The 25,730-nt window shown below is 39.3% G+C and carries 19 protein-coding genes and 1 pseudogene; 11 read left to right on the top strand and 9 right to left on the bottom strand.

The features are described 5' to 3' along the window. Positions 1-5: 5 nt before the first annotated feature. The 5 genes from I6F44_RS08300 to xylB all read right to left on the bottom strand — a co-directional run bounded on the left by I6F44_RS08300 (position 6) and on the right by xylB (position 6,359). Positions 6-389 (bottom strand): hypothetical protein, encoded by a 384-nt coding sequence (locus I6F44_RS08300; protein WP_197111317.1) that lies wholly within the window; start codon positions 387-389, stop codon positions 6-8. Between the two features lie 107 nt (positions 390-496). Next, positions 497-2,515 carry a transketolase gene (gene tkt / locus I6F44_RS08295; RefSeq protein ID WP_197173578.1) on the bottom strand — a complete coding sequence of 673 codons (2,019 nt, stop codon included), beginning with the start codon at positions 2,513-2,515 and terminating at the stop codon, positions 497-499. Positions 2,516-2,573: 58 nt separating this feature from the next. Continuing rightward, the gene (gene tal, locus I6F44_RS08290) at positions 2,574-3,512 is read right to left on the bottom strand and encodes a transaldolase (RefSeq protein ID WP_197173577.1); all 939 of its coding nucleotides are present in this window, start codon (positions 3,510-3,512) and stop codon (positions 2,574-2,576) included. A gap of 39 nt (positions 3,513-3,551) precedes the next feature. Then, entirely contained in the window at positions 3,552-4,871 is a 1,320-nt protein-coding gene (xylA, locus tag I6F44_RS08285) for a xylose isomerase (protein WP_197173576.1), read from the bottom strand. Between the two features lie 30 nt (positions 4,872-4,901). Further along, positions 4,902-6,359, bottom strand: a complete 1,458-nt coding sequence (xylB, locus tag I6F44_RS08280; protein ID WP_197173575.1) for a xylulokinase — start codon at positions 6,357-6,359, stop codon at positions 4,902-4,904. 162 nt (positions 6,360-6,521) lie between these two features. Between xylB and I6F44_RS08275 the strand changes: the two genes are divergently transcribed. Further along, positions 6,522-7,478, top strand: a complete 957-nt coding sequence (locus I6F44_RS08275) for a Gfo/Idh/MocA family protein (RefSeq protein ID WP_197173574.1) — start codon at positions 6,522-6,524, stop codon at positions 7,476-7,478. Between the two features lie 105 nt (positions 7,479-7,583). Here I6F44_RS08275 and I6F44_RS08270 read toward each other — a convergent pair whose 3' ends face one another. Continuing rightward, complete coding sequence (locus tag I6F44_RS08270; RefSeq protein ID WP_197173573.1) at positions 7,584-9,194, bottom strand: glycoside hydrolase family 43 protein; 1,611 nt, start codon at positions 9,192-9,194, stop codon at positions 7,584-7,586. 211 nt (positions 9,195-9,405) lie between these two features. Between I6F44_RS08270 and I6F44_RS08265 the strand changes: the two genes are divergently transcribed. Further along, positions 9,406-10,446 carry a LacI family DNA-binding transcriptional regulator gene (locus I6F44_RS08265; RefSeq protein WP_197118744.1) on the top strand — a complete coding sequence of 347 codons (1,041 nt, stop codon included), beginning with the start codon at positions 9,406-9,408 and terminating at the stop codon, positions 10,444-10,446. A 59-nt stretch (positions 10,447-10,505) separates the two neighbouring features. Further along, positions 10,506-11,909, top strand: coding sequence for a sugar porter family MFS transporter (locus I6F44_RS08260; protein ID WP_331459056.1), 1,404 nt, complete (start codon positions 10,506-10,508; stop codon positions 11,907-11,909). A 218-nt stretch (positions 11,910-12,127) separates the two neighbouring features. Here I6F44_RS08260 and I6F44_RS08255 read toward each other — a convergent pair whose 3' ends face one another. Both I6F44_RS08255 and I6F44_RS08250 read right to left on the bottom strand, forming a co-directional pair. Further along, entirely contained in the window at positions 12,128-13,495 is a 1,368-nt protein-coding gene (locus I6F44_RS08255; RefSeq protein ID WP_197173571.1) for a TrkH family potassium uptake protein, read from the bottom strand. Beyond that, complete coding sequence (locus I6F44_RS08250) at positions 13,492-14,151, bottom strand: potassium channel family protein (protein ID WP_024596486.1); 660 nt, start codon at positions 14,149-14,151, stop codon at positions 13,492-13,494. The genes I6F44_RS08255 and I6F44_RS08250 overlap by 4 nt, the downstream gene beginning before the upstream one ends. Positions 14,152-14,333: 182 nt before the next feature. Between I6F44_RS08250 and I6F44_RS08245 the strand changes: the two genes are divergently transcribed. Together I6F44_RS08245 and I6F44_RS08240 are read left to right on the top strand one after the other, a co-directional pair. Continuing rightward, positions 14,334-15,638, top strand: coding sequence for a DUF4118 domain-containing protein (locus I6F44_RS08245; protein ID WP_197173570.1), 1,305 nt, complete (start codon positions 14,334-14,336; stop codon positions 15,636-15,638). Next, positions 15,631-16,299 (top strand): response regulator, encoded by a 669-nt coding sequence (locus tag I6F44_RS08240; RefSeq protein WP_154903778.1) that lies wholly within the window; start codon positions 15,631-15,633, stop codon positions 16,297-16,299. Before I6F44_RS08245 ends, I6F44_RS08240 begins: the two co-directional genes overlap by 8 nt. A 47-nt stretch (positions 16,300-16,346) precedes the next feature. Here the strand turns inward: I6F44_RS08240 and I6F44_RS08235 are convergent. After that, positions 16,347-16,635: pseudogene (locus tag I6F44_RS08235) on the bottom strand (MFS transporter); the annotation flags it as partial. Between the two features lie 416 nt (positions 16,636-17,051). Here I6F44_RS08235 and I6F44_RS08230 point away from each other — a divergent pair. From I6F44_RS08230 to I6F44_RS08205, 6 genes are all read left to right on the top strand, one after another. Beyond that, positions 17,052-18,200 carry a N(5)-(carboxyethyl)ornithine synthase gene (locus tag I6F44_RS08230; RefSeq protein ID WP_197173569.1) on the top strand — a complete coding sequence of 383 codons (1,149 nt, stop codon included), beginning with the start codon at positions 17,052-17,054 and terminating at the stop codon, positions 18,198-18,200. 170 nt (positions 18,201-18,370) lie between these two features. Continuing rightward, positions 18,371-19,735: a Na+/H+ antiporter NhaA gene (gene nhaA / locus I6F44_RS08225; protein ID WP_197173568.1), complete on the top strand. Its 1,365-nt coding sequence runs from the start codon at positions 18,371-18,373 to the stop codon at positions 19,733-19,735. A 510-nt stretch (positions 19,736-20,245) separates the two neighbouring features. Next, complete coding sequence (gene hflK, locus I6F44_RS08220; RefSeq protein WP_002962612.1) at positions 20,246-21,187, top strand: FtsH protease activity modulator HflK; 942 nt, start codon at positions 20,246-20,248, stop codon at positions 21,185-21,187. Next, complete coding sequence (gene hflC / locus I6F44_RS08215) at positions 21,184-22,167, top strand: protease modulator HflC (RefSeq protein ID WP_101217825.1); 984 nt, start codon at positions 21,184-21,186, stop codon at positions 22,165-22,167. Before hflK ends, hflC begins: the two co-directional genes overlap by 4 nt. A gap of 52 nt (positions 22,168-22,219) precedes the next feature. Next, a complete protein-coding gene (locus tag I6F44_RS08210; RefSeq protein WP_101162941.1) occupies positions 22,220-22,678 on the top strand; it encodes an ATPase in 459 nt (152 codons plus the stop codon). A gap of 456 nt (positions 22,679-23,134) precedes the next feature. After that, complete coding sequence (locus I6F44_RS08205) at positions 23,135-25,693, top strand: putative bifunctional diguanylate cyclase/phosphodiesterase (RefSeq protein WP_197173567.1); 2,559 nt, start codon at positions 23,135-23,137, stop codon at positions 25,691-25,693. The last annotated feature ends 37 nt before the right edge of the window (positions 25,694-25,730 follow it).

The following is a 25,730-nucleotide window of genomic DNA, read 5'->3' as shown; positions in this document are numbered from 1 at the left end:
CTCTTTTAATTGTTCGCTCTAGCTTTTTTAATTTCTTCTTTTACGATTGGGTACAGATCGTAAGTTGGGTAAAACTCAGTGCTGTAAGCTTTCCAACCATAACGTTCAATCGATAAGTTTACTTTTGGTAACAGCGCTGCCGGAAAGCGCAAAGTGACTACTTGCCCTATGCCCATCATTACTTTCCAAGATTCTACCGTTGCGCCCTCTGGCGGAAAATGTTTGTAAAAGTTAGCGTTGTTGAGTATTTCTTTTATTTCAGAGAGATTTTTTGATTGGTCGTGTTTTAAAAAAATCGTTAGCATTAGTTCATCATTTTGCTCGTCATTTGCCCATGCGTTAAAACTAGTACTTGCACTAAAAAGCATAATTAATAGTAAGTATTTCATAGTTCACCTTTGTTGGTTAATTGTAAAAATGCGCCGAGCTTTGGGAGGCTTAGCGCATTAATTGGATAAAGTTTGGATTATTTAGCGCATTACGCGTACTAAATATATTAAGCGTTGGCTTTAATTAACGCCTGCGCGGTGCTCACTACATTTTTGGTGGTAAAGCCAAAATGCTCTAATAACACATTACCTGGCGCCGACTCACCAAAAGTGCTCATACCAATTACTTTGCCTTGTAAGCCTACATATTTAAGCCAGTAATCTTGGTGTGATGTTTCAATTGCAATACGGTTTACAACTGAGTTTGGCAGTACACTTTGCTTATAATCGTCTGATTGCAGGTCAAACAATGTGGTGCTTGGCATTGATACCACACGCACTGCAACGCCTTGTGCTGTGAGCTCTTTAGCAGCTTGCATTGCTAAATCTACCTCAGAGCCTGTTGCAATTAAAATAAGCTCAGGTGCTTTATTGCTTTCGCTAAGAATATAGCCGCCTTTTTCTATGTCGCTAATTTGCTGAGCGCTGCGTGGCTGGTGGTTTAGCCCTTGGCGACTAAAAATAAGCGCAGTAGGTTGCTGCTGATTTTGTATCGCGTTTTTCCACGATACTGCAGTTTCTACTGCGTCACATGGGCGCCATGTGACTAAGTTTGGCGTCATACGTAGGTTGGCTAGTTGCTCAATAGGTTGGTGAGTTGGACCGTCTTCACCTTGGCCTATAGAGTCGTGGGTATACACAAATATATTTTGAATACCCATAAGTGCCGACATTCTTACTGCGTTACGGGCATATTCCATAAACATTAAAAATGTAGCGCCGTAATTAATAAAACCACTGTGCAGTGATATGCCATTCATAATGCCGCTCATACCGAACTCGCGCACGCCATAAAATAGGTAATTACCGCTGGCGTCATCTGCGCTTATGCCTTTAGAGCCAGACCACAGCGTTAAATTAGAACCAGCTAAATCGGCAGAGCCACCCAATAACTCTGGTAAATGCGGGGCAAAGGCTTCAATAGTGTTTTGCGAGGCTTTTCGGCTGGCTATATTGGCAGCGTCTTTGTTGCACTGTGCAATGTAGTCGTTTGCAATAGCTTCAAAACTTTCAGGTAGGGTGCGTTTAATTACGCGGCGTTCAAATTCTTTGGCAAGCTCAGGGTGGCTTTTGGTGTAGTCACTAAACAGTTGTTGCCATTGTTTTTGTTTTTTATCACCGCTTTGTTTAGCGTCCCAATGGGCGTAAATATCATCACTGATACTAAATGCTTCATTTGGTAGGTTTAAAAATTTGCGCGCCGCAGTTATTTCGTCATCACCTAATGGCGAGCCATGGCAATCGTGCGAGCCTGATTTATTTGGCGAGCCAAAACCAATTACGGTTTTACAACAAAGTAGAGTAGGTTTATCGCTCACTTGTTTTGCTTGTGCAATGGCGCTGGCAATTTGTTCTGGGTCGTGGCCGTCTATATCTTTTATTACATGCCAGCCGTAAGAGTCAAAGCGTTTTGCGGTGTCGTCGGTAAACCAGCCCTCAACGTGTCCGTCGATAGATATGCCGTTATCGTCCCAAAAAGCAATAAGTTTACCCAGCCCTAATGTGCCTGCAAGCGAACATGCTTCGTGCGATATGCCTTCCATTAAACAGCCATCACCCATAAAACAGTAAGTGTAATGATCTACAATATCAAAACTCTCTTTGTTAAATTGTGCTGCTAGGGCTTTTTCGGCAATAGCCATACCTACGGCATTTGATAAACCTGCGCCAAGCGGGCCTGTTGTTGTTTCAACACCTGGGGTGTAACCGTATTCAGGGTGCCCTGGGGTTTTTGAATGCATTTGTCTAAATTGTTTAAGCTCGCTTAGTGGTAGTTCGTACCCGCTTAAATGCAATAAAGAATAAATAAGCATAGATCCGTGACCGTTACTGAGTACAAAGCGGTCTCGGTTTGCCCAATTTGGATCGTTTGGATTATGGTTTAAAAAATCGTTCCACAGTACTTCGGCTATATCGGCCATACCCATAGGTGCGCCCGGATGCCCTGAATTTGCTTGCTGTACCGCATCCATGCTAAGTGCGCGAATAGCATTTGCAAAAGGCGCACGAGAAGAAAGCTGAGTCATGTATTACCTCAAATAAAATTAAAAAAGCCTGCACATAATATGGCAGGCTTGAGGGAAATTAGTTTAGTAAGTCTTCAACCAATTTAGCCAAAATACGCTGATCTTTGGCAAAGTTACGAATACCTTCACCGAGCTTTTCGCTGGCCATTGCATCTTCGTTGTGCTGCCATAAAAATTGCTCGTGGGTGAGTGGGGTTATGTCGCTTTGCGGTGCTTTGGCAATGTTTGCAGCGTCAAGCTTTGTAACCAGAGTACCTTCTTGGCTTTGTAAATCATTGAGTAATGATGGCGAGATAGTCAGTAAATCGCAGCCAGCAAGTTCGATTATTTCTTCAGTGTTTCTAAAGCTTGCGCCCATTACCACGGTTTTATAATCGTACTTTTTGTAGTACTGATAAATACCTGTAACCGACTGCACACCAGGATCTTCGCTTGGAGTGTATTCTTTATTATCGCGGGCTTTGTACCAATCAAGAATACGCCCAACAAACGGAGATATAAGCGTTACGTTAGCTTGTGCGCATGCAATGGCTTGAGCCATCGAAAAAAGCAGGGTTAAGTTACACTTAATACCTTCTTTTTCTAACTGCTCGGCGGCTTTAATGCCTTCCCATGTTGAAGCAAGTTTAATAAGTACGCGGTCTTTTGAAATACCCGCTTGCTCGTAAAGCGAAATAAGCTTACGCCCTTTGGCAATACTTGCTTGGGTGTCAAACGATAAACGCGCATCTACTTCGCTTGATATACGCCCAGGTATTACCTTTAGTATTTCACAGCCAAAGTTAACAATAAGTTGGTCGCAAATAGCGTCAACGTCGTTGCCAGCTTTGCTTATAGCATCACTAATTAAATGTTTATACTGAGGTAATTTTGCAGCTTGTAAAATTAACGAAGGATTGGTTGTTGCATCAACCGGTTGTAGGGCTTTGATTGACTCTACATCGCCACTGTCGGCAACGACCGTGGTTACTTTTTTGAGTTGTTCTAACAAGTTCATAATGATGTACGCCTCGGCTTTAAAACCGAGGCGATGTCCTTATACGTAGCGGTTAACAATATTCTCAAGCAGTTCTTGGCGACCAGAAACTTGCTTAGGATCGATGTTGTTCTCGTGTACTAAGGCTGAAAGGCTCTCAAGTGATTGCTCACCATTTAGAATGCTTTGACCTAGGTCTTCTTTCCAGCCTGCGTAACGTTTTTCAACAAAGTCAGACAGCTCGCCACCTTCAATCATTGCTGCTGCATTGAGTAATGCTTTAGCCATCGTATCCATACCGCCAATGTGACCAATGAATAAGTCATCGCGTTCACACGATTGACGACGAAGTTTAGTGTCAAAGTTAAAGCCGCCCGTTGTAAAGCCACCCATTTTTAAAATTTCGTAAACAACAAGTGTGCACTCAGCTACATCGTTAGGAAATTGGTCTGTATCCCAACCGTTTTGCATGTCGCCACGGTTAGCATCAATACTACCCATAATGCCTTCTGCGCAAGCAACTGCAATTTCGTGGTGGAAGCTATGACCCGCAAGTGTTGCGTGGTTTGCTTCAATGTTTACTTTAATTTCGTCTTGTAAGCCGTGCTTATACAAAAAGCCTGCAACTGTTGCTGTATCGTAATCGTACTGGTGCTTAGTCGGCTCTTGTGGTTTTGGCTCAATTAATAATGTACCTTTAAAACCAATTTTTTTCTTGTGCTCTACAACCATTTTTAAAAAGCGTGCGTACTGTTCGCTTTCTTGTGCAAGGTCTGTATTTAGTAGCGTGTCGTAACCTTCACGACCACCCCACAGTACGTAGTTTTCGCCGCCTAAACGATGCGTAATTTCCATTGCATGTTTAACTTGTGCTGCTGCATATGCATACGTATTAGGATTAGGGTTTGTTGCACCACCGGCACAAAAACGCTGATTTGAGAATAAGTTAGCAGTACCCCACAGTAGTTTTAAACCTGTGCGCTGCATTTCTTTTTCGATAATGTTAGCGATATGCGTTACGTTATCGTGGCTTTCTTGTAGTGTTTTGCCTTCAGGGGCAATATCAACATCATGAAAACAAAAGTAAGGAACGCCTAATTTTTCATAAAATTCAAAGGCTACTTTTACTTTTTGTTCAGCAAGTTCTAATTGGTTGCCCACAGGTTGGATCCAAGGACGGTCAAACGTACCTTCACCAAAAATATCAAACCCTGTAGAACAAAAGTTATGCCAGTAACAAGCTGCAAAACGAAGGTGCTCTTTCATTGTTTTGCCAAGCACTACTTGGTTTTCGTCGTAGTAACGAAATGCAAATGGGTTTTTAGAGTTTTCACCCTCAAATTTAATTTTTTCAACGTTTGTAAAAAATTGCTCGCTCATATTGTGCTCCATTAATTTTATAATAGTGTATTAAAAGTATGTTTTTACACTTTGATAAAGTGCTTTGTATGTTGTGTATTGCTGTGCGTAAAAGTCTTGCATGATTGGGTCTGGCTCAATGGTTTGCGTTACTTTGCCGTTAACACACACTTGTTGTGCAGAGAGTTGTGTTACTGCTATTCGGGCAAGCCTTGCAGCGCCAAATGCGGGACCAACTTCTGAGCCTTCTCGGTAAATTAGGGGGCGGTTAAGTACGCTTGCGATGATTTTTCCCCACAGTGGGCTTTTAGCGCCACCACCAATAACGGTTACATCGTCAATTTGTGCGCCGGCATCAAGCAGTACTTGTTGGCCATCGGCAAAGGCAAAAGCAACGCCCTCGAGTACTGCGCGGCCAAGGGCTGCTGCATCGGTATCACTGTCTAAACCAAAAAACACGCCTTTGGCATCGGGGTTATTATGCGGCGTACGTTCGCCAGTTAAATAAGGCAAAAATATCACTGAGCTTGGTTTGCTAAAGTCGCATTTACTTACTTGTTCAAGCAATGCACCTTCGTTTTCAAAACCAGTTAATTTAGTGACCCAGGTTAAACAGCTTGCTGCGCTTAACACCACTGACATTTGGTGCCAGGTGTTTTCAATGCAATGACAAAAAGTATGTACAGCACCTTCTGGGTTAGGCAGGTATTTTTCGTTGGCAACAAAGTAAACGCCCGAAGTACCTAATGATAAAAACGCTTGTTTTGGCTTTACTACGCCTACACCGGCAGCGCCTGCGGCATTATCGCCACCGCCTGCAACAATAGGTACTTGCTCCATTCCCCATTTAGCAGCAACTTGGGCTGTTAGTTTGCCTGTAATTTGTGTGCCTTCAAAAAGAGTAGGCATGTGTTGCTCTTTTAAGTCGCAAGCACTAAGCATTTTTTGCGACCATGCTCTTTTTTCTACGTCTAGCCATAATGTGCCTGCAGAGTCAGACATATCTGATGCAAAATCGCCGGTCATTAAAAAGCGTAGGTAGTCTTTTGGTAATAATACTTTGGCTACTTTTGCAAAATTTTCTGGCTCAAACTCTTTTAACCACACCAATTTAGGTGCAGTAAAACCAGGCATTGCTATGTTGCCGGTAATATCACGAGAATTTGGTTCGCGTTTTTCAAGCTCTACACATTGTGCAGCACTACGCCCGTCGTTCCATAAAATGGCTGGGCGAATAATATTATTGTTTTTATCAAGCAGCGTAGCGCCATGCATTTGACCAGAAAGGCCCACAGCCTTTACCGATTTTAGTAATGCAGGGTGAGTATTTTTAAGATCCTCGATTGCACTACATGTAGCAAGCCACCAGTCTGTAGGGTTTTGCTCAGAAAAAAGTGGTGCAGGGCGTGAAACGCTTAAAGATCCACTTGCTTGAGCAAGCAATTGGTCTTTCTCGTCTAAAATAATTACTTTTACACCTGAAGTGCCTAAATCGATACCAAGGAACATAAATGTGATACTTAATGTTGTTTCAGTGTTAGCGCTAACATTAATGATTTGATATTGTTAAGTCAAGCTAGTTTTAAACTATGTTTAACAATTAATTTGCAAGTTTATTGCTTGGTTGTTGGAGTTCACTTAAATTTCTTTTTAAGATCATAAGGAAACACTATGAAAAAAATAAACTGGGGTATTGTTGGTTGTGGCCGAATTGCTGCACAATTTTGTGAAGACTTAGCACATACCAATAATGGTGTTGCGTACGCGGTTGCAGCAAGAAGAGGGGAAGATGCAAGCGCCTTTGCGAGCAAGTATGGCGCGGCAAATGCCTACGAAGGGTATCAAGCATTATTTGACGATAAAAACGTTGATGTAGTTTACATTGCGACCCCGCATAACTTTCACTTTAAAAATGCCAGCGATGCTATTAAAGCAGGTAAGCATGTATTGTGCGAAAAGCCTATTACGGTCTCGGCTGAAGAGTGTAAGCAGTTGTCTTTACTGGCTAAAAAGCACGACGTATTTTTAATGGAAGCCATGTGGACGTACTTTTTACCTGCAATACAAAAAGCAAAACAATGGGTAGAGCAAGGGCGAATTGGCACTATTAAACATGTTAAAGCTGACTTTGGCTACCCTGTGCCTTTTAATCCCGATGGGCGTGAATACAACCCAGATTTAGCGGGCGGTTGTTTACTTGATATGGGAATTTATCCGCTTGCCATTGCCAATTACTTTTTAAATAACGACCTTGAAAACTTATACGTAAGAGCAAATATTCGCTACAAAGGCGTGGAAGACGATGTACTTATTACTGCTAATTGTGGTGATGTAATGGTGAGCTTAGCAACGTCATTTCAATGCCGGTTAGGGAATGGCGCGTATATTATTGGCGACAAAGGCTATATAAAAATACCCGATGCATTTAGGGCTTATGAGTGCTCTTTGTATGAGCTTGATGACTTAATTGAGCATTTTGAAGATGGCAGGCAGTCACAAGGTTATAGCTTTGAAGCGCAAGAAGTAGGGCGCTTACTGAGCGAAAACAAACGAGAGAGTGACATTATGAGCCACTCTCAAAGTTTACTTTTACAATCGCAAATGGAGCGTATTAAAGCCCTGTTTTAAAATAGTTTTAAGAGAACTTTAATAGAGCTTTAAAAGAGTTTTGAATGAGCTTTAAAGCAGTTTCAAAAAGCTTTCAATCAACTAATAAACTTAACTAGCGGCGATTTATTCGTCGCTAGGTTCGTCATAATTAAAAAATGAATAGTGAGCTTCTTTATTTGCCCCCGATAAGTCTTGGCAGGCCATACCAACAAAAGCACCGGTAAAACACGGTCGATACCCTTGCGGTGATTGCTGCACGTAATCATCCGATAAAATACTACCATCGAGCACTGGACCAAACTTTATCCAGCAGCTTTTTTCGGTGGCGTAGTAAAACTGCAGCTGAGCGCCATTAAAATCAGCTTTTAAGTGAACAGGTTTGTTTGTTTTAAGCAAAAGCGGTGCAACAGGCGTACTTGTTTGGTATTTATCGCAGCTTATTATATTTAAATAACGTGGTGTGGTTTCATCGCCTACATCGCCGCCGCTTATATGTAAATAGTAGTAATGAGCGGTGTTGTAATAACATACAAGCCCCGCCATTTGCTGAAAACTGCTCGGCGCAAAATCAACGCATGTGCTGCTAACAGTATGATGAGCCTGTATACGCCTGGCAATAAAACTTTGCTGATGCAATGAGCTTAAAGACTCTTTTCCCACTAGGGTGAGCGATGCTTTTTGAGTATTTTTATAGACCCAATTTTTGCACATAGGTATACGCAATGACTGAAAATCAATAGTCAGATCATCGTTACTAAAATCAATATGTGTTGTGGGTTGCGGCTGTGGATTTGGCGTTAAGCCCTCAACGGGTACGTGTATTCTCGGGGCTTTATTTGTGTGTTTTGCATAAGGCCAGCCATCGTCTTTCCAGATTATTTGCTCAATCCCTGTTTCACGCCCTGTAATGCAGCGGCCACGCTCAGATAGTGGTCTTGATGTTAAAAATACCGTGTACCAATTACCGGTTTGTGTTTGAAAAAAATCTCCATGGCCACATTTTTGTAGCGCATTACTCGGCTCGTGGGCTGCTGTAATAACGGGGTTGTACGGGTGTACTTGGTAAGGGCCAAATACGTTTTTAGAGCGCGCAATACTAATGCAGTGTTCATACCCTGTGCCACCTTCAGCGGTAATTAAATAGTAGTATTCGCCGCGTTTTAAAATATGCGGGCCTTCAGTGCAACCAAGATCTGTGCCTGCAAATATAGGTTTAACATTGCCTATTAACTTACTGGTTTTTAGGCAAAGCTCTTGCATTACTATGCCACCAAAGAGTGTGTTGTTGCGGTGATCAACCAGCATGTTTAGCAAATAACTTTTACCGTCATCATCGTGAAAAATAGACGGATCAAAACCGCTAGAATTTAAGTAAGTCGCTTGTGACCAGTTGCCGGTAATATCAGTGGTTGATACAAAATAATTTGGCGTGTCTTTCCATGGGCCATCAAAGCTTTTTACATTGGTATACACCAAATAAAAACGCCCATTGTTGTAGCTAAGTTGCGGTGCCCATACACCGCAAGAGTCGGGCACTCCTCGCATATCGAGTTGCTCTACGGTGTTAAGTGCTTGGCCTATAACTCGCCAATTTACTAAATCGGTAGAGTGGTGAATTTGCACACCGCCAAACCATTCAAATGTTGAAGTGGCTATGTAGTAGTCGTTATTAACTCTGACAATGTTTGGGTCTGGGTTAAAGCCTCTTAGAATTGGGTTTTGCAGCATGCTCATAATATAGGCCTTTTTAAGTTTTTTATATTATTGGGTGTGAAGATTATGAATTTGTTGTTAGCGCTAACATTTTCAGTGTAGTATAAGACTTTGTCAATAAGTAATCATTTAAAACGCGCTGTAAACAATATCAAGCTTTACAATTATGTATAATGAAAATTAAGAAAGTTAATTATAACAATCCACTGATTGTGAGTAGGTAATAACAGTAATGGCCGATCCTAAAAGAGCAAGAATACAAGATGTAGCCGAGCAGGCTGGTGTATCAATGATGACAGTTTCGCGCGTGCTCAACCAAGACAAAAAAGTAAGCGACAAAACCCGCGAAAAAGTAATGGCTGTTGTTGAGCAATTAAATTACAGGCCAAATGTGTCTGCTAGGCGCCTTGCTAGTACTAAGTCATTCTTTTTAGGGCTTTTATACGATAACCCAAGTGACTCTTACATAAGCCAATTTTTATTGGCAGCGCTTAAAAAATGCCGCGCACTGGGCTACCACCTTGTTGTTGACGAAGCGCATACCGATATTGACAAAACAATTGAATCGGTAAAGCAACTTATTGATGTTACACAGGTTGATGGCATGATTTTACTGCCACCTATGTGCGACAACGAACAGGTTTTAGATGTTCTTACTAAAGCAAATATTCCGTTTGTAAGAATAACGCCAGATACAAAATTAAATCGCTCCCCTTATATATGCATGGACGATTATCAAGCGGCGTTTGATGTTACAGAGCATTTAATAAATCAAGGGCATAGCAAAATTGCACATATTATTGGCGACACTAAACAAGGTGTTAGCCGTTTGCGTTACCAAGGCTATTTAGATGCGCTGCGCTCTAATAAAATAATAACGCCACCTGAGTATATAGAGCAGGGTAGTTTTACCTATCAATCGGGTATGGAAGCGGCAATAAAATTACTTTCGCTTGATGATAAACCAACAGCTATTTTTGCAGCTAACGATGATATGGCAGCCGCTGTAATCTCAATAGCTCAAAAACAAGGTATTAATATTCCAAGCGAACTGTCGGTTGTTGGCTTTGATGACACGCAACTTGCAACCATAGTGTGGCCAAATATTTCTACGGTAAAACAGCCCATTAATGAAATGGCTGAGCTTGCCATTACTTTACTAGCATCGGGACAGTATAACGATTTGAGCAATGTAAAAAGTTTAGACTTAAGACATATTTTAGATTTTGAATTAATAGAAAGAGAATCAAGCTCAGCCAATAAAAACAACTAAATAAGCACACCCTTTTGAGCTTCAAAATCTATATAAAATAACAACAACACGCAATATGGATACTTATGAACGAGAAAGAAAATGTACTTTTAATAGTACTGGTTTGCTTTGTTGCGACCATTGGCGGTTTTTTATTTGGGTTTGACAGCGGCGTAATTAACGGCACGGTTGATGGACTCCAAACAGCGTTTGGCTCCAGTAGTGCGGGTACGGGGTTTAACGTTTCGAGCATGCTAATTGGTTGTGCAATTGGTGCGTTTTGCGCAGGTCGGTTGGCTGATAAATTTGGACGACGTCCAATTTTACTTTTTGCTGCAGCTTTATTTATTATAAGTGCTTGGGGCTCGGGTGTGTCAGTCACATCGTTTGAATTTGTGATTTATCGCATTTTAGGCGGCTTAGCGGTAGGCGCAGCATCGGTTATGACCCCAGCATATATTAGCGAAATTGCCCCCGCACGATACAGAGGCACGCTCTCTACACTTCAACAAGTGGCTATAATTTTTGGTTTGTTTAGCGCATTTGTAAGTAACTACTTTTTAGCAAATACGGCTGGCGGCTCTACGGCGTTATTTTGGCACGACTTTGAAACATGGCGTTGGATGTTTTGGGTTGAATTATTACCTGCATGCTTGTTTTTAATCGCTTTATTTTTTATCCCCGAAAGCCCTCGATACTTAATTATGGCTGGTAAAAAAGAGGCCGCCGCGCGTGTTTTATCTAAATTATATGGCGATGAAACTGCCGCTCTTAAATTAAATGAAATAGCAGAGTCTCTTGCTGGCGATAAACACCAACCTAAATTATCTGATCTTATTGATAAACCTAAAAAACGTTTACGCCCTATTGTTTGGATAGGAATTGGCTTAGCTACATTTCAGCAATTAGTCGGCATTAACGTTGTTTTTTACTACGGCGCGGTACTTTGGCAAGCAGCAGGCTTTACTGAATCTGACGCGTTACTTATTAATATAATAAGCGGCTTTGTAAGTATTTTAGCGGTGTTTATTACCATGTATTTTATAGACAAAATTGGCAGAAAACCTTTTTTGTTAACCGGCTCAATTGGTATGACGGTGACACTTTCGGTTATTGTTTATGCCTTTTTAAATGCAGATATTGGCTCAACAGGCAACTTAGAATTAGGAGAGCAGGGCATAGTTGCTTTAATAGCCGCTAATGCGTATGTGTTCTTTTTTAACTTATCGTGGGGCCCTGTAATGTGGGTTATGTTAGGCGAAATGTTCCCTAACCAAATTCGCGGTTCAGGCCTTGCAGTGACCGGCTTTGCCCAGTGGATAGCTAACTTTTTAATTACCTGGTCGTTCCCTGTTATGCTCACAGGCATTGGTTTAGCTGGGGCGTATGGTTTTTACGCATTTTGCGCGTTTGTTTCAGTCATATTTGTATTTAAGTTTTTACACGAAACCAAAGGCAAAGAGCTTGAACAAATGAAAGGGTAAATATTACCCCTTTAATAAGCGGCAAAACTACTGTAATGGTTTGGCGCTTATTTTATTTATTTTCATACCTACAATGAAAAAGAGTGCTTATATTCATCTTTACTTTTCTATAAAAGACTCCTAATAGATAAAGTTATATTTAGGAGTCATTAATTTTCTATCTTGCACCGCAATAATACCTTACATAAATTATGCTGGCTAAGTGGCCTTAATAATAGTTACCCTATTTGTATGGTTGTTTTAGCAAATTTAAGAGGTTGTAATTTAGGTTTTGCAAAACAATAAGCAAATGTCAGTGGACCTACTCTGCCAATCAGCATAAGTAAAATTATTATTAGCTGGCTTGGCATACTTAAATTACTAGTAAAATCACGAGATAGCCCTACAGTGCTCAATGCCGAAATTACTTCAAAAGTAATATCTAAAAGAGACGTTTTCTCGATTTTACTCATAATCATGATGCTTAAAAAAGCCGTAAATAAGTATAAAATTACAACACTCAATGCTTTTATCACAAGTTTGTCGCTTAGCTCTCTGTTAAATATGGTTACCTGTGGTTTTTGGCGTAAATAGCTATACATAGCAAGTAGTAAAATAACAAAAGTTCCTATTTTAATGCCGCTTGCTGTACTTACCGAACCACCACCTATTACCATTAATAACAATGTAAGCAATGTCGAGTCGGAACTGAGCTGGCTAATAGGTAAAGTATTAAAGCCTGCAGTACGTGGTGTAACTGCTTGAAACCAGGCAGCAATTACTTGCTCGTTAATAGGTAGGTTGGCAAGTGTGGCTGGATTTGAATATTCAAATAAAAAAACAAGCAAAAATGCACAGCAATTAATTACAGCACTTGCAATTAATACAATACGTGTATTAGTTGCTAATTTATGCCAGCGACGTTGTTGATATATATCTATTAAAACGGTAAACCCTAAGCCACCGATTATAAATAATGCACTGATAATAAGATTAACAGATACATCACTTTTAAAAGCCATTAAGCTATTACTGTCGAGTGCAAACCCGGCATTGTTAAAAGCCGAAATAGTATAAAATAGACTTTGATAGGCGCTACCCACAATACCATAGTCATCTACCCAGCTAATAAAAAGTAAGCAAAATGCTATAGTCTGAATTATTAGCGAGTAAGTTATTACACATCTAGCTACATGGATCACTCCATTTAAATCGCTGGTATCGAATGCTTGGCTTGCAAGTAAACGTTGTTTTAATCCTAAGTTTTTACCAATACTTAAAAATGAAATAACGGCTACGGTCATAAAGCCGATTCCTCCAATTTGAATAAGTACCATAACAACACATTGCCCAAATGTGGTTAGCGCAGTACCTGTATCAATAACAACTAAGCCTGTAACTGTAACCGCAGAGGATGCAGTAAAAAAAGCTTGAATAAAGCTAAGCGATTCAACACTTGCAAAAGGTAATAGTAATAAGCAAGTGCCGAAAATAATGAGAGCAAAAAAACCAGCAGTTAAAATTAAAGGGGGGTTAACAGGCCTTTTGAAATTTTTTAAACGGCGATTAAATTGCTTTGGAAGTACGTGTGCTTGCCAGTTAATCATAAAGCTTTAAACCGTTTGGTGAGTTTTGTTAGGTAATGTTTAGAGCCCAGTAATACAAGGCTATCACCATGGCGTAACTCGGTGTCGAGTGTTAGGTCTGTATTGAAATTATCATCTCGGCGTAAGGTGAGCGGTTTTATATCTGAGTTACGCTCTTTTAGAAGCCAGCCAATATTGCGCCCTGATAAATGTAAATCTATGGCAAGCTCAACAATAAATGTAGATTGTGTAAGTGCAAAGTACTGGTTAACCATAGGGTAGTTAAGTGCATGTGCTACTCTGATCCCCATTTCTTCCTCGGGGTGAATAATACGAGATACGCCAAGTTTACTTAAAATTTGATGGTGACTTTTAGAGCACGCCTTAACCCATATTTGTTTAACACCAAGGTTTTTTAAATGCAGCACGCATAAAATACTCGCTTCTATGTTTTCACCAATTGCAACTAATACAGCTTGGCAGCTGGTTAAGTCGAGTCGAGCAAGCTGTGTTTCATCACTAGCATCTAAAATGACAGTGTAATTTAACTGATTAGCAAACGTGTTAATGGTGCTTTCGCTTATATCGGCTGCGCAAACGTGATGCCCCTGATTAGCAAGCTCAAGCGAGGCGGTAACACCAAAACTACCTAATCCAATTACTGCAAACTGTGCCATGTGCGTTCCTATTTAAAAAATACTACATAGCAAAGACTATGGAATTTTAAAAAAGAGTCACCCCATATCAATTAAGCTTTATAAACATTTAACACTACAGCCAAAAATCTTTATAAAAACTTTATACACAACGTATTAAAAAGCAGTAACCTATAAAAAGAGAATTTTATGGGAGTGCACAAATGGGTATTAATAAATGGCTTAAGCCGCTTTTATTAACAACAATTGCGCCTATTTTTATTGTGCTGGCTATTTTTCCAGTTCGAGAGTGGCTAACGACCACCGACATTGTGATGTTGCAATTACTTTGGGTAGCATGGGTTGCGGTGCGTCAAAATGCCGCCTTAGCGGGGATTACAACGTTAGTTAGTGTGGCATGTACCGACTGGTTTTTTGTACTGCCGTACTTTACATTTCATATCGAAAAAATTGAATACTTAGTCACTTTTACTGTCATGCTTATATTTGGCTTGATGATAAGCAAATTGGCGGGCGAGCTAAGTAAAAACGTTCGTGATACCCAGTTACATGCCAGTAATACACGATGTTTATATGAGTTAGCTAAGGCGCTTAATGGGCTTGATGATATAAACGATCAGCGCCAAGTATTTACAACATCGATTAAAAACCATCTAGGTATTACACTTCGTTGGAACAATAATACAATGGATAATGGAGAGTACTTCAATATCGAACAAAACACACAATGGGGCGGCTTTATTTCAGATGCCGATCTTAGTCCTGAAAACCGTGCATTTATAGATACGGCACTGTCTTTGTTGTTTCAGGTCCACGAAAACTCAAATCTTAGAAACCAGTCGGCATCGATGAAAGTACAAGCAGAGTTAGAACGTGCTAAAAACGCATTGCTGCGTAGTTTATCTCATGATCTACGCACGCCTTTAGCTACTATTATGGGTTCATCAAGCATGTTAGCTGACGAAAATATTGAGCTAAGTAAGGCATCAATTACAGAACAAGCAAAAAATATATATGAGCAAAGTGAAATCTTAAATCAGCATTTTAATAAAGTGATGGAGCTTAGTCGGGTAAATAAAATAGGAGAGCAGCTAGCGTGGCAAGCTATCAACGTACATACACTTGTTACTGAGGCTAAAGCACGCAGGCAGCAGCAATTAAGTGGTTTTAACTTAGCGTTAGTATTTGATAAAGCTACTTGTTGTATAGGTGATATAACACTTTTAGAAATCGCGCTTGCGAATATATTCGAAAACGCGGCACGTTACGGTGATGGAGTGGCGACAGTGGACTTTAATACTGAACGAATTGGTAATATAACACACTATAAAATAGCCGTAAGCAATCTCATAGTTACTCATCCAAGCAGTTCGGATGAAGGAGTTGGTCTTGGTAGCGTAATTTGCGATGTAGTTGCTCAGTTTCATCAAGGCGAATTTGTATTAGCTATTGATGAGCTGACCCAAGTAGCGACAGCAACACTTAGCTGGAGTGCAAAGAATGATTAATGTATTGGTGCTAGAAGACTCACCTGCATTGCAAAGTTTTTTAAAAACATTACTAGGTGCCAGTGGCTATAACGTATCAATTAGTGCGAAAGGGCTTGATGGTTTTTCATTAATGAGTGAGCAAAGCTTTGACTTAGTGTTACTTGATTTGGGATTGCTTGATATGGATGGACAAGCTTGGTTACTTGAAGTACGACAATGGAGCCAAATACCAATATTAGTGCTTTCGGCTCGCGATGGCGAGGTAGAAAAGGTTACAGCCCTTGATAATGGGGCAAACGATTATATAACCAAACCTTTTAGTGCAAACGAACTTCTGGCAAGAATGCGTGTGCTACTAAGAGTAAATACACAGCCGAGTTTGGCACTGCAATGCGGTAGCATCATTATAGATCCGCATAAGCACACAGTTACGCTTAACAGCAGCGATGTAAAGCTCACTAATAAAGAATATAAAATTTTGCTTATGTTATTTCAAAATAAAGATAAAGTGCTTACTCATAATGCTATTTTAAGTCAGGTATGGGGGGAGCAATACATTAATAGACCTGAGTATATTCGTGTACATGTAGCGCAACTAAGACAAAAGCTTGAGGTAAACCCTGCAAGCCCTATTCATATCTTAACTGAGCCAGCGGTAGGTTATAGATTAGTTGGGTAGGCACTAAAAAATTATCGTCCTAAATTTAGCTATTTAGGACGATAAAGTTACACGTTTTCTAGTTTCGTTCCTTTGGTTTCTGTTACTAAGTAAATAACAAAAGCACCGATATTAATGCGAAAAATGCATAGAGCGAATATGCGAGTACAAGCCCTCCAGCGGCTAGCAATATGGGAAAGGTAATAGTGACTAAAAAATTAGCCAGCCATTGAGCAAGCCCTGCAACTCCTAAGCCTAATCCTCTCATGTTATTTGGAAATATCTCGCCGAGCATTACCCACATTATAGGACCCCATTAAAGGTTAAAAAGAATACATATAAGTTGGCCTTTACAAGAAAACCATAGCAGCCAAATCTTGATTCCATACAAAAAATTAGTGATAACCGCTCATGGACATAGCCGAAGTTGATATAAAAGCTGAACATTCAGCTAACCCAATACAAAGCGAATTAAACCTGCTCTACAGAGTAGTGCTCTCTTTATTTGAGTGTGAGATACCCAAGTTAGTAATACTTATTTCTGATATACTCAGTCAGCACTTTTACTCAAAAGGTAATAGTCTTCAGCTTGCAACTCAATGCAAGTTAACTCACTGCTCTTCATTATTTATTGTCAAAATTACACCTTTGTAAAATAGAGTTGGTTCATCCGAGCCAAAAACGTACAGAAAAAACACCGCCTAAGTTTATTGGCGAAGTATGATGATTCGTTGATGAACTCAAGCGTACTTACTTTATAAACAGGACTTAGCATGAGTGAATTAACTATCGGCGTTATCGGAACATCCCGCAAGACAGATGAAAGACGGTATCCTATTCACCCAGAGCACTTATTACGAATTCCCGAAAATCTTAGAAAACAAATGGTGTTTGAACAAGGCTATGGCACCGCTTTTAATGTTAGCGATGAATATATTGCAACGTTAACGGGTGGCATTGCATCGCGCAGCGAAATACTTACCCATATTGGCACTGCCATTATTGCAAAGCCTGTACTTGCTGACTTAGAAGAAATGCGCGAAGGAGGCACTATTTGGGGCTATGCCCACTGCGTTCAACAGCATGAAATAACACAAGCGGCGATAGAACGTAAACTTACCTTAATTGCTTTTGAAGATATGTATGTATGGTCACCACAAGGAAATGTAGGGCGCCATACTTTTTATAAAAACAATGAAATGGCAGGGTATTGCGCTGTAATACATGCTTTGCAACTTAAGGGTATTGATGGTCATTATGGCGATCAACGTAAAACGATTATATTTAGTTTTGGTGCAGTGAGTAGAGGCGCTATTTATGCTCTTAAAGCGCATGGCTTTAGAGATATTACAATTTGTATTCAGCGTCCTGATCACGAAGTGCGTGAAGAAATATTAGATTGTCACTATGTTAAGGTACGAGAAGGTCTTGAAGGGGAGGCTCGCATGATGGTTGTTGAGCATGATGGGACTAATCGACCACTTAGCGATCTTATTAGCGAAGCCGATATTATCGTGAACGGGACTTATCAAGAAACAGCTCATCCGGTTAACTTTGTAATTGAATCAGAAGTCGACTGCTTAAAACCAAACAGCTTAATTATTGATGTTAGCTGTGATGAGGGGATGGGATTCTTTTTTGCAAAGCCGACAACGTTTAAAAACCCTTTATTTCGATATAACAACACGGATTATTATGGCGTTGATCATACACCGAGTTATTTATGGGAAAGCGCGACGCGTTCAATTTCTGCGGCGCTCGTAGTTTATTTACAAACGATACTTAAAGGTGCTTTGCAGTGGCAAAAAGATGAAACCATTCGCCGTGCAATAAACATTGAGCAAGGGATAATTAAAAATACGGCTATTTTGGCATTCCAAAACCGCGAAAATATTTATCCTTATAACGTAATAACACAATGATTAAATCTATCTCTAATCTAATTTTACATTAGATTAATTAGGGGTGTGTACTTCGTCTTAATGCTAGTAATTTTAAGGCGAAGTGTTTGTTGACTGATAGTAAAACTGGAGAACTTAAATCTTAAAAGTTTTGATAAAACGAACACCCACAATTTATAAGGCTACCTGATATGCCTAACGATTCTAAAAATATACTAAATCGTGGCTTAGACTATATGCACGACCCATTTTCTAATTTTATGCGTGCTCAAACCACCTCTAGTTTGTTTCTTCTGGTATCTACGATCATTGCACTATGGTGGGCAAATTCAGCTTATTCAGCTACCTATCTGAACTTAGTACACACGCCTATTGGAGTCTCATTAGGAGACTTTGAGCTACAAACCTCGCTTAAACACATTATTAATGATGGTTTGATGGTGATATTTTTCTTATTGCTTGGGCTTGAAATAAAACGAGAGGTACTTGCTGGAGATTTAGCTGAGCCCAAAAATAGACACATGCTCATTTTTTGCGCCATAGGCGGTATGGTCGTGCCTGCTGGTATTTATTCGCTGTTTAACTGGGGGCAAGATTCACTGATTGGTTGGGGTATACCCATGGCAACCGACACTGCGTTTGCATTAGGTGTGCTTACAATTGTAAGAAAACATATACCAACAAGCTTGTTGGCTTTTATTGTAGGTCTTGCGATTGTTGACGATGTGGGGGCAATACTTGTTATTGCCGTGTTTTATACCCAAGAAATATCGGTGATGTATTTGTCATGCGCCGTTGTTCTATTTGCTTTTTTAGTAGCCGCCAATTATGCCGGAATAAGGCAGCCGCTTTTTTACATTATCATTGGTCTTGCCACCTGGTGGATGATGTTACAGTCAGGTGTTCATCCTACTGTAGCAGGTGTTGCTATTGCTTTAACGGCTCCTGCACGCTCAATGTTGGGCTCAGGAAGGTCGCTTGAAAAGGCAAAAACAACCATTACCTCTATGCAAAAAGAAATAGAGAAAGTAGATGTTCTGGCTAGCAGGCAGGATCATAAACAGGTACTCGAAATTCGTGATTTAGCCGAAAATGCAGGTACACCTTTGCGTCGGTGGGAAGATGTACTGCACCTGCCTGTCGCACTGCTTATTTTACCGCTATTTGCTTTAGTTAATGCGGGTGTGGTTTTTAACTTTAGTTCATTTGTTGAGAGTCTCAGTGATCCCGTTGGCTTAGGTATTATTAGTGGTCTTGTTGTTGGTAAGTTTATTGGTATTTCGGGTGCGTGTTGGCTTGCTTTACGCTACAAAATAGGTTGCTTGCCTGAGGGCATCAATCTCCAGCATGTTATTGGTGCTTCACTTATCGCTGGGATTGGATTCACCATGTCTACCTTTATTGCTACGTTGGGGTTTGATGGGCAAGCCGAGCATCTTCATAACGCAAAAACATCGGTTTTAGTGGCTTCGGTTCTTTCTGCAATACTTGGGGTTTTATATATTCGAGTGGTTGCCTCAAAAAAGAGCAATAAATCAATTAATTCAACGCCGTAATAGGGCGTGAAGGGGCTAATGGGTATTCAATAATGTGTACTCATTAGTTGTACTTAACCCTTTATTTATCAATTAAACCTATTGTTTAAAACACGCTATGTGTTGTAGCGAACAGACCAATTAAAATAAATACGCTAATGTCTTACTAAGGTTTTTTGGCTTTAAATTAATCTATAAGTGCATGAATTTAAATCTTAAAACTATTCCTTAAATCATTACCCCTAAATTATTACCCTTAAATTATACAGAGGAAGTTATCACCTAGATTGCGAAGCACGTTGGCGCTTTAGGCTAGGGCTTATGACAATCTAAAGTAGTAATAAGGCTCCATATTTTTGGTTTCTTAAAAAGGAGAATATTATTTCTACACAAAACGAAAATAGTCCAAATTCTAAAAGTAAAAGCGGTCCGCCAGATATCGATAAAGTGATGAGCGGTGCGTTTAAAAAGTATAAGAAGTTGCTGAGTGGAAAATTTAGCACAAGTTTAACCATAGTACTGTTTTTGGGATTGATTGCTACAGGCTATAGCGCAGTCTATACCGTTCCCAGTGATTCAGTTGCTTTGGTATTAAGGTTTGGTAAGTTTCAAGAAATTCTACCTGCGGGCTTACATGTAAAAATCCCATTAGGTGTTGATCACGTCACAATAGTGCCTACTAAGCGACAATTAAAGCAGGAGTTTGGTTTTTCTACTCCTGGAGCCTCCGACCCAGATCAAAATATTAATCCTGAAAATAATATTCGCTCATTTGCGCCAAAAATTTCACCTGCAACAAATCAACGCGAAGAAACCCAAATGGTAACTGGCGATTTAAACACTGCACTGATTGAATGGGTAATTCAATATCGGATAGCCGATCCCCAAAAGTACTTATTTGAGGTGCGCGACCCTGCAGGCACTTTACGATACGTGTCTGAATCAGTTATGCGTGAAGTTGTAGGCGATAGAACTGTAGATGAAGTAATTACCATTGGCAGGCAAGGGATTGAAATTGAGGCATTACAAAAAATGCAGGCATTGGCAACCAAATATGTAATGGGGATTAGTATTGATCAGGTTCAACTAAAAAACATTAATCCACCCGTACCAGTACAAGGGTCGTTCAATGAAGTTAATCAGGCTCAACAAGAAAAAGAAAAGTTGATTAACGAAGCGCGTCGCGAATATAACCGCGTTATTCCGCTTGCTGAGGGGGAGCGCGATCAACGAATAAGAGAGGCTGACGGTTATCGGCTTAAGCGAGTTAATGAAGCTGAAGGCGACGCTCTGCGTTTTAATGCGCTGTTTGCACAGTACCAACTGGCACCAGAGGTAACACGCAGACGAATATATATAGAAACAATGACAGATGTTATGCCAACGATAAAAAATAAAATTATTATCGATAGCGAAGCACGCGGTGTATTACCTTTACTCAATTTAACTTCACTAAAAGGACAGCAGCCATGAAATCTTATTTAATCGTTGGCAGCAGTATTTTAGCTGCACTTGTAGGGGTTACTTTGTATAGCGCTTTATATACGGTTAACGAAGTAGAGCAGGTGGTTATTACTCAGTTTGGTAAACCGGTTGGAGAGCCAATTAGAGAGGCGGGTATTCAACTCAAAATGCCTTTTGTTCAGCAAGTTAATTTTATTGATAAGCGCGTGCTGGAATGGGAAGGAACACCTTCTGATATGCCGACCAAAGATAAGCTTTATATTTCTGTAAGTCTTTATGCGCGGTGGCAGGTTACCGATCCGTTGCAGTATTTTTTACGTTTAGGTGATGAGCGAAGCGCACAGTCTAGGCTCGATGATATTTTTGGTAGTGAAACGCGTAATGCAGTAGCCACACACGAATTAATCGAAATTATTCGTACAACGAAAGGTCGCCAACCTTTGCGTGACTCGTCACTCACCGAGGCTGAAAAAGAGCAGAATATTGGTAGTTTAGTGCCTATAAGCATGGGACGTTTAGTTGTCGAGCAAGATATATTTAATGAGGCGGCAAAAAAAGTGCGCGTATTTGGTATTGAGCTTATGGATATTCGTTTTAAACGTATTAATTATAATGAAAGTGTACGCCCTAAAATCTATGAACGTATGATCAGCGAACGTCGTCAAATAGCAGAACGCTTTTTGTCAGAAGGAAAAGGCGAAGCTGCCCGTATACAAGGTAACAGAGAGCGAGACTTAGATAAAATTCAATCTGAAGCCTACCGAGCAGTAACAGAAATTAGAGGTAAAGCTGATGCTAAAGCAGCCGCTATTTACGCCTCAGCCTATAACAAAAATGATCAAGCAGTCGCATTTTATGCATTTACCCGTTCGTTGCAGGCGCTTGAACTTGCCCTTAGCCAAAACACAACATTGGTATTATCGACCGACAGTGAGCTATTTCAGTATTTACAACACACTCAGGCGAGTGAGCCTAATCCTAAAAATTAGCATGCTTCATATTTAAATATTGTATAGATATCATCAAACTTAGGAGCAATAAATGCAAATTGAAACAATTAGAGATGTACTCAATTGGACCGTTTTATTTCACAAAAACTTAAAAGATAGCCTAAACCAGAGCTCTAAACAAAATAAGGATGAGGGAGCACGAATGATGCTTCGCTACCTATCTGAGCATGAGGAGAGTTTAGAGAATATTGTACAAGGATTTGAAAATACGGCAGACGTAAAAGCGCTAAACACCTGGTGTTTTGATTACATCGAAAAGCACTCAATTATTGAGCGCGTTGATTGCAACTCACTCTTTGAAGAGCTAGATATCTCGGACATTATGGAGAAAATAGTAAACCATCATGAACAAGTTATTGAGTTATACATTCATATATATTCTCGTGTAGATATCGAAAGCGCAAAAACGTTGCTTGATACAATAAAAGATATTGAAGAAAATGAGATAAAAAGAATTGTGCAATCGGCTAACCGGTTTTCAGATATGTAATCGACTGATTGAACTGGCAATATTAGTGTATTACTAAGGTGTCAGTTCAATCAAATGTATGTGATATCAATTTATATCAAGGATCTTTTCTTTTAATCGAGTTAAGTAAAATAGTTTGGTGTGCTCAATATATCCGGACAGTCAATCTTAGTTACTAAGTTATACCAATCTGCTTATATACGGGGTCTATTTAGCAACGTTATAGAGTGATTTAATTTGTTTTAATTGTTCAAATATTTATGCAGGTTGGTATTAAAATGAGAAGCAGATGATATTGCATGACTATGAATCTACTTATTTTTCGTTAGATTATTCCCTCAATTTAATATATAGCCATAAAGGCTGTATCTTTTTATTTAATATAATACAAAACAATTAAATTTGACTGTACTAATACGGCAGTTGCTTTACAGTTTAAGATCTTGGCGACTCAAATTAGAAGGTTACAACAGACTCATGCGGTTATCTCTAACTCAATCAGCAGCAAGTATTTTATATTTAGGCTTTATTCAGTTTTTTGTTGTTGTAGTAATTTTGGGTGGGTTGGAGAGTATTTTACTTGAAGCACCTCTGATGCCTATAATTTCTATTAGTACCGCTTTAATATCGCTAGTTTTAGGCTCAATCTTAACTTTATTATTTAATTTTAAATTTACAAAAAAAGTTAAATATGTGACTCCTGTATTTGGCATTTTAGGGTGTGCTTTTTTCTTAAATTTTCAATTGAGCTTATGGGGAGTCGTTGACGAAAAGTTTTTTTTAATTAGTGATAATCCATTTATTACTGCTTTAAATGCCGTTATGGTTTTTTCTTTTTTCTCAGCGCTCATTATTAAAATTTTATGTTCTGCAACGATAACTAAAGGGGCTAAGTTTACCAAAGCAGTCATGTTTTTAGTTATCTTTACGGGTGTGTCTTTATGGTACGCTAGTGCAGTAAAAACAGTGAGTAGTGAAGAAGAAAAAGCACGAGAAAAAATAAGCTTAGTGGGGACAATGCTTAATAAAAACCTTGATGAGCATAAAAAGTCATTATCTCGGATTAAGTCGAGATTAGAAAAAGTGAGTCATGATAATTTTTTAAAGCTTGCCGCTGTTGATATGAAAAATTATGCGAGGGATTATAAAATCATCAAAGGGATGCTTATTCTTGATGAAAATCTTACGTTAGTTGAAGGTGACATATTTTCTAAGCAATTTATTTCCAGTGGATTTCTATCAAGTGATTCTGTAGTGAACTGGTTAAATACAACTACGGATGAAGTTAGATTTGCAGCTAATTCATTAACGTTGAAAACGAGTATGCCGACTATTATGTTTTCGATACCTATAAATTCAGTTACTGGCAGTAAGTATCAAGTTTTAGCTTTACTAGACATGAATTTATTAATTGAGAACAGATACATAGATTATCTAAATACGTTTGATGTATTTATTGAATTGACGCCTCAAGTTTACTTTTCTGTTAATGCTAAAAAGCAAAACGTATACGATTTAAATATACTATTGAGTTTATACAGTGACTATATTGTAGAAAAAGTCGATGTAATGGGCATTTTAAAGCACAATGTATATAGTTTTATTAATAACTACTCTGCATTAAAAGAAAGGGCAAAAGTCGAACAAATTATAATTTGGCTTACTTTCATCTTTATCTATATTTTTATACTCGCTTCAGACTCTTCATACCTACTAAAACAACAATCAAAAAAGCTGTTTAAAATGGCTAAATATGATGAGTTAACAGGGCTAATTCGCCGAGATGCGCTAGATGATGAAATAAACGCTAAACAGTCTAAGCAGGCCAAAGCGTTAAACTCACCGTGTGCAATGGTTTTTATAAACCTAGATGGCTTTAGTTCTATAAATAATAGTTTAGGGCATGCCATAGGCGATAAAGTTCTCAAGCTAGTTGCAAGAAGACTTAAAAATAACGCGCTGACAGCCGACTCAATAGCACGCTTTGGTAATGATGAGTTTATTCTTTATTACAGTAATATAAGTAAAGATAAACTAAGAGAAGAAATATCAGTATTAATAAGCTCTTTAGCAAACGTTTATTATTTAGAGGACGTTGATATTTATCTTACAGCCAGCGCTGGTATATCGATGTCTAAAGAAAGAGTAGGAAATTCAAAAGTACTATTACAGCATGCAGATACTGCTATGGACAGTGCGAAAACCCTTGGAGGGAATCAGCTTTGTTTTTATCATAAGCTAATGGATGATAAGCATAAAGAAATAGTCCACATTAGAGGAGAGCTTCAAAAAGCGCTTAAAGATGGTGACTTAGAAGTGTATTACCAACCAATCCATAGTTTATCTGATAACAAAGTGATTAGTGTTGAGAGTTTGGTGCGATGGAAAAGTAATGGTGCGTATATTTCCCCGGCTATTTTTATACCTATAGCAGAGCAAACGGGGCAAATATTAGAAGTTGGCAAACAAGTACTAGCACAGGTACTTAAAGATATGAGTAATACTGCGCAGTTAAAAAATATTACTGTGGCTGTTAATTTTTCACCCCAGCAATTACAGCTGCAAGGGTTTGTTGCAAATATTTGCCAATTAGTCTCTGATAAATGTATAGAGCCACATCGGCTCACCGTTGAAGTGACGGAAACAGTCATGTCAGAAAAAGGGGTTATCGAAGGCGTTCTTAGAAAGCTGATGGCTAAGGGCTTTAACGTTGCGATTGATGACTTTGGCGCTGGATATTCTAGCCTTTCTTACTTGTCGAGGCAGCCTGCTAATATTATAAAAATAGATCGGGAGTTCACGATTGGTGCTGAGCATGAGGGCCAAGAACGCGCTTTATTAGAAGGTATCATCAAGATTTGTACAGAGCTTAAAAAAATAGTGGTCATTGAAGGTGTTGAAAATGCTGAGCTGATCGCCTATTTATCTCAATTCAGCAGTATAAGGGTTCAAGGCTATTATTTTTCCAAACCAATACCTTTAAATAATCTTATTGATTATATTAATAGCCTAAATAAAACAAGTCATCATAAGTAAAACGAGAACAATCAATTATTACCTTACAACATGGATT

The organism is Pseudoalteromonas sp. NZS11_1 (genome assembly GCF_015864275.1).
In the GTDB taxonomy this organism is placed as follows: domain Bacteria; phylum Pseudomonadota; class Gammaproteobacteria; order Enterobacterales; family Alteromonadaceae; genus Pseudoalteromonas; species Pseudoalteromonas arctica.
This window is presented reverse-complemented; position numbering and strand designations above follow the sequence as displayed.

Excerpts from the sequence above, each read along its gene's own strand:
- I6F44_RS08300 (WP_197111317.1), bottom strand. The coding sequence starts at position 389 with ATGAAATACTTACTATTAATTATGCTTTTTAGTGCAAGTACTAGTTTT.
- tkt (WP_197173578.1), bottom strand. The coding sequence starts at position 2,515 with ATGACTCAGCTTTCTTCTCGTGCGCCTTTTGCAAATGCTATTCGCGCA.
- tal (WP_197173577.1), bottom strand. The coding sequence starts at position 3,512 with ATGAACTTGTTAGAACAACTCAAAAAAGTAACCACGGTCGTTGCCGAC.
- xylA (WP_197173576.1), bottom strand. The coding sequence starts at position 4,871 with ATGAGCGAGCAATTTTTTACAAACGTTGAAAAAATTAAATTTGAGGGT.
- xylB (WP_197173575.1), bottom strand. The coding sequence starts at position 6,359 with ATGTTCCTTGGTATCGATTTAGGCACTTCAGGTGTAAAAGTAATTATT.
- I6F44_RS08275 (WP_197173574.1), top strand. The coding sequence starts at position 6,522 with ATGAAAAAAATAAACTGGGGTATTGTTGGTTGTGGCCGAATTGCTGCA.
- I6F44_RS08270 (WP_197173573.1), bottom strand. The coding sequence starts at position 9,194 with ATGAGCATGCTGCAAAACCCAATTCTAAGAGGCTTTAACCCAGACCCA.
- I6F44_RS08265 (WP_197118744.1), top strand. The coding sequence starts at position 9,406 with ATGGCCGATCCTAAAAGAGCAAGAATACAAGATGTAGCCGAGCAGGCT.
- I6F44_RS08255 (WP_197173571.1), bottom strand. The coding sequence starts at position 13,495 with ATGATTAACTGGCAAGCACACGTACTTCCAAAGCAATTTAATCGCCGT.
- I6F44_RS08250 (WP_024596486.1), bottom strand. The coding sequence starts at position 14,151 with ATGGCACAGTTTGCAGTAATTGGATTAGGTAGTTTTGGTGTTACCGCC.
- I6F44_RS08245 (WP_197173570.1), top strand. The coding sequence starts at position 14,334 with ATGGGTATTAATAAATGGCTTAAGCCGCTTTTATTAACAACAATTGCG.
- I6F44_RS08240 (WP_154903778.1), top strand. The coding sequence starts at position 15,631 with ATGATTAATGTATTGGTGCTAGAAGACTCACCTGCATTGCAAAGTTTT.
- I6F44_RS08230 (WP_197173569.1), top strand. The coding sequence starts at position 17,052 with ATGAGTGAATTAACTATCGGCGTTATCGGAACATCCCGCAAGACAGAT.
- nhaA (WP_197173568.1), top strand. The coding sequence starts at position 18,371 with ATGCCTAACGATTCTAAAAATATACTAAATCGTGGCTTAGACTATATG.
- hflC (WP_101217825.1), top strand. The coding sequence starts at position 21,184 with ATGAAATCTTATTTAATCGTTGGCAGCAGTATTTTAGCTGCACTTGTA.
- I6F44_RS08210 (WP_101162941.1), top strand. The coding sequence starts at position 22,220 with ATGCAAATTGAAACAATTAGAGATGTACTCAATTGGACCGTTTTATTT.
- I6F44_RS08205 (WP_197173567.1), top strand. The coding sequence starts at position 23,135 with ATGCGGTTATCTCTAACTCAATCAGCAGCAAGTATTTTATATTTAGGC.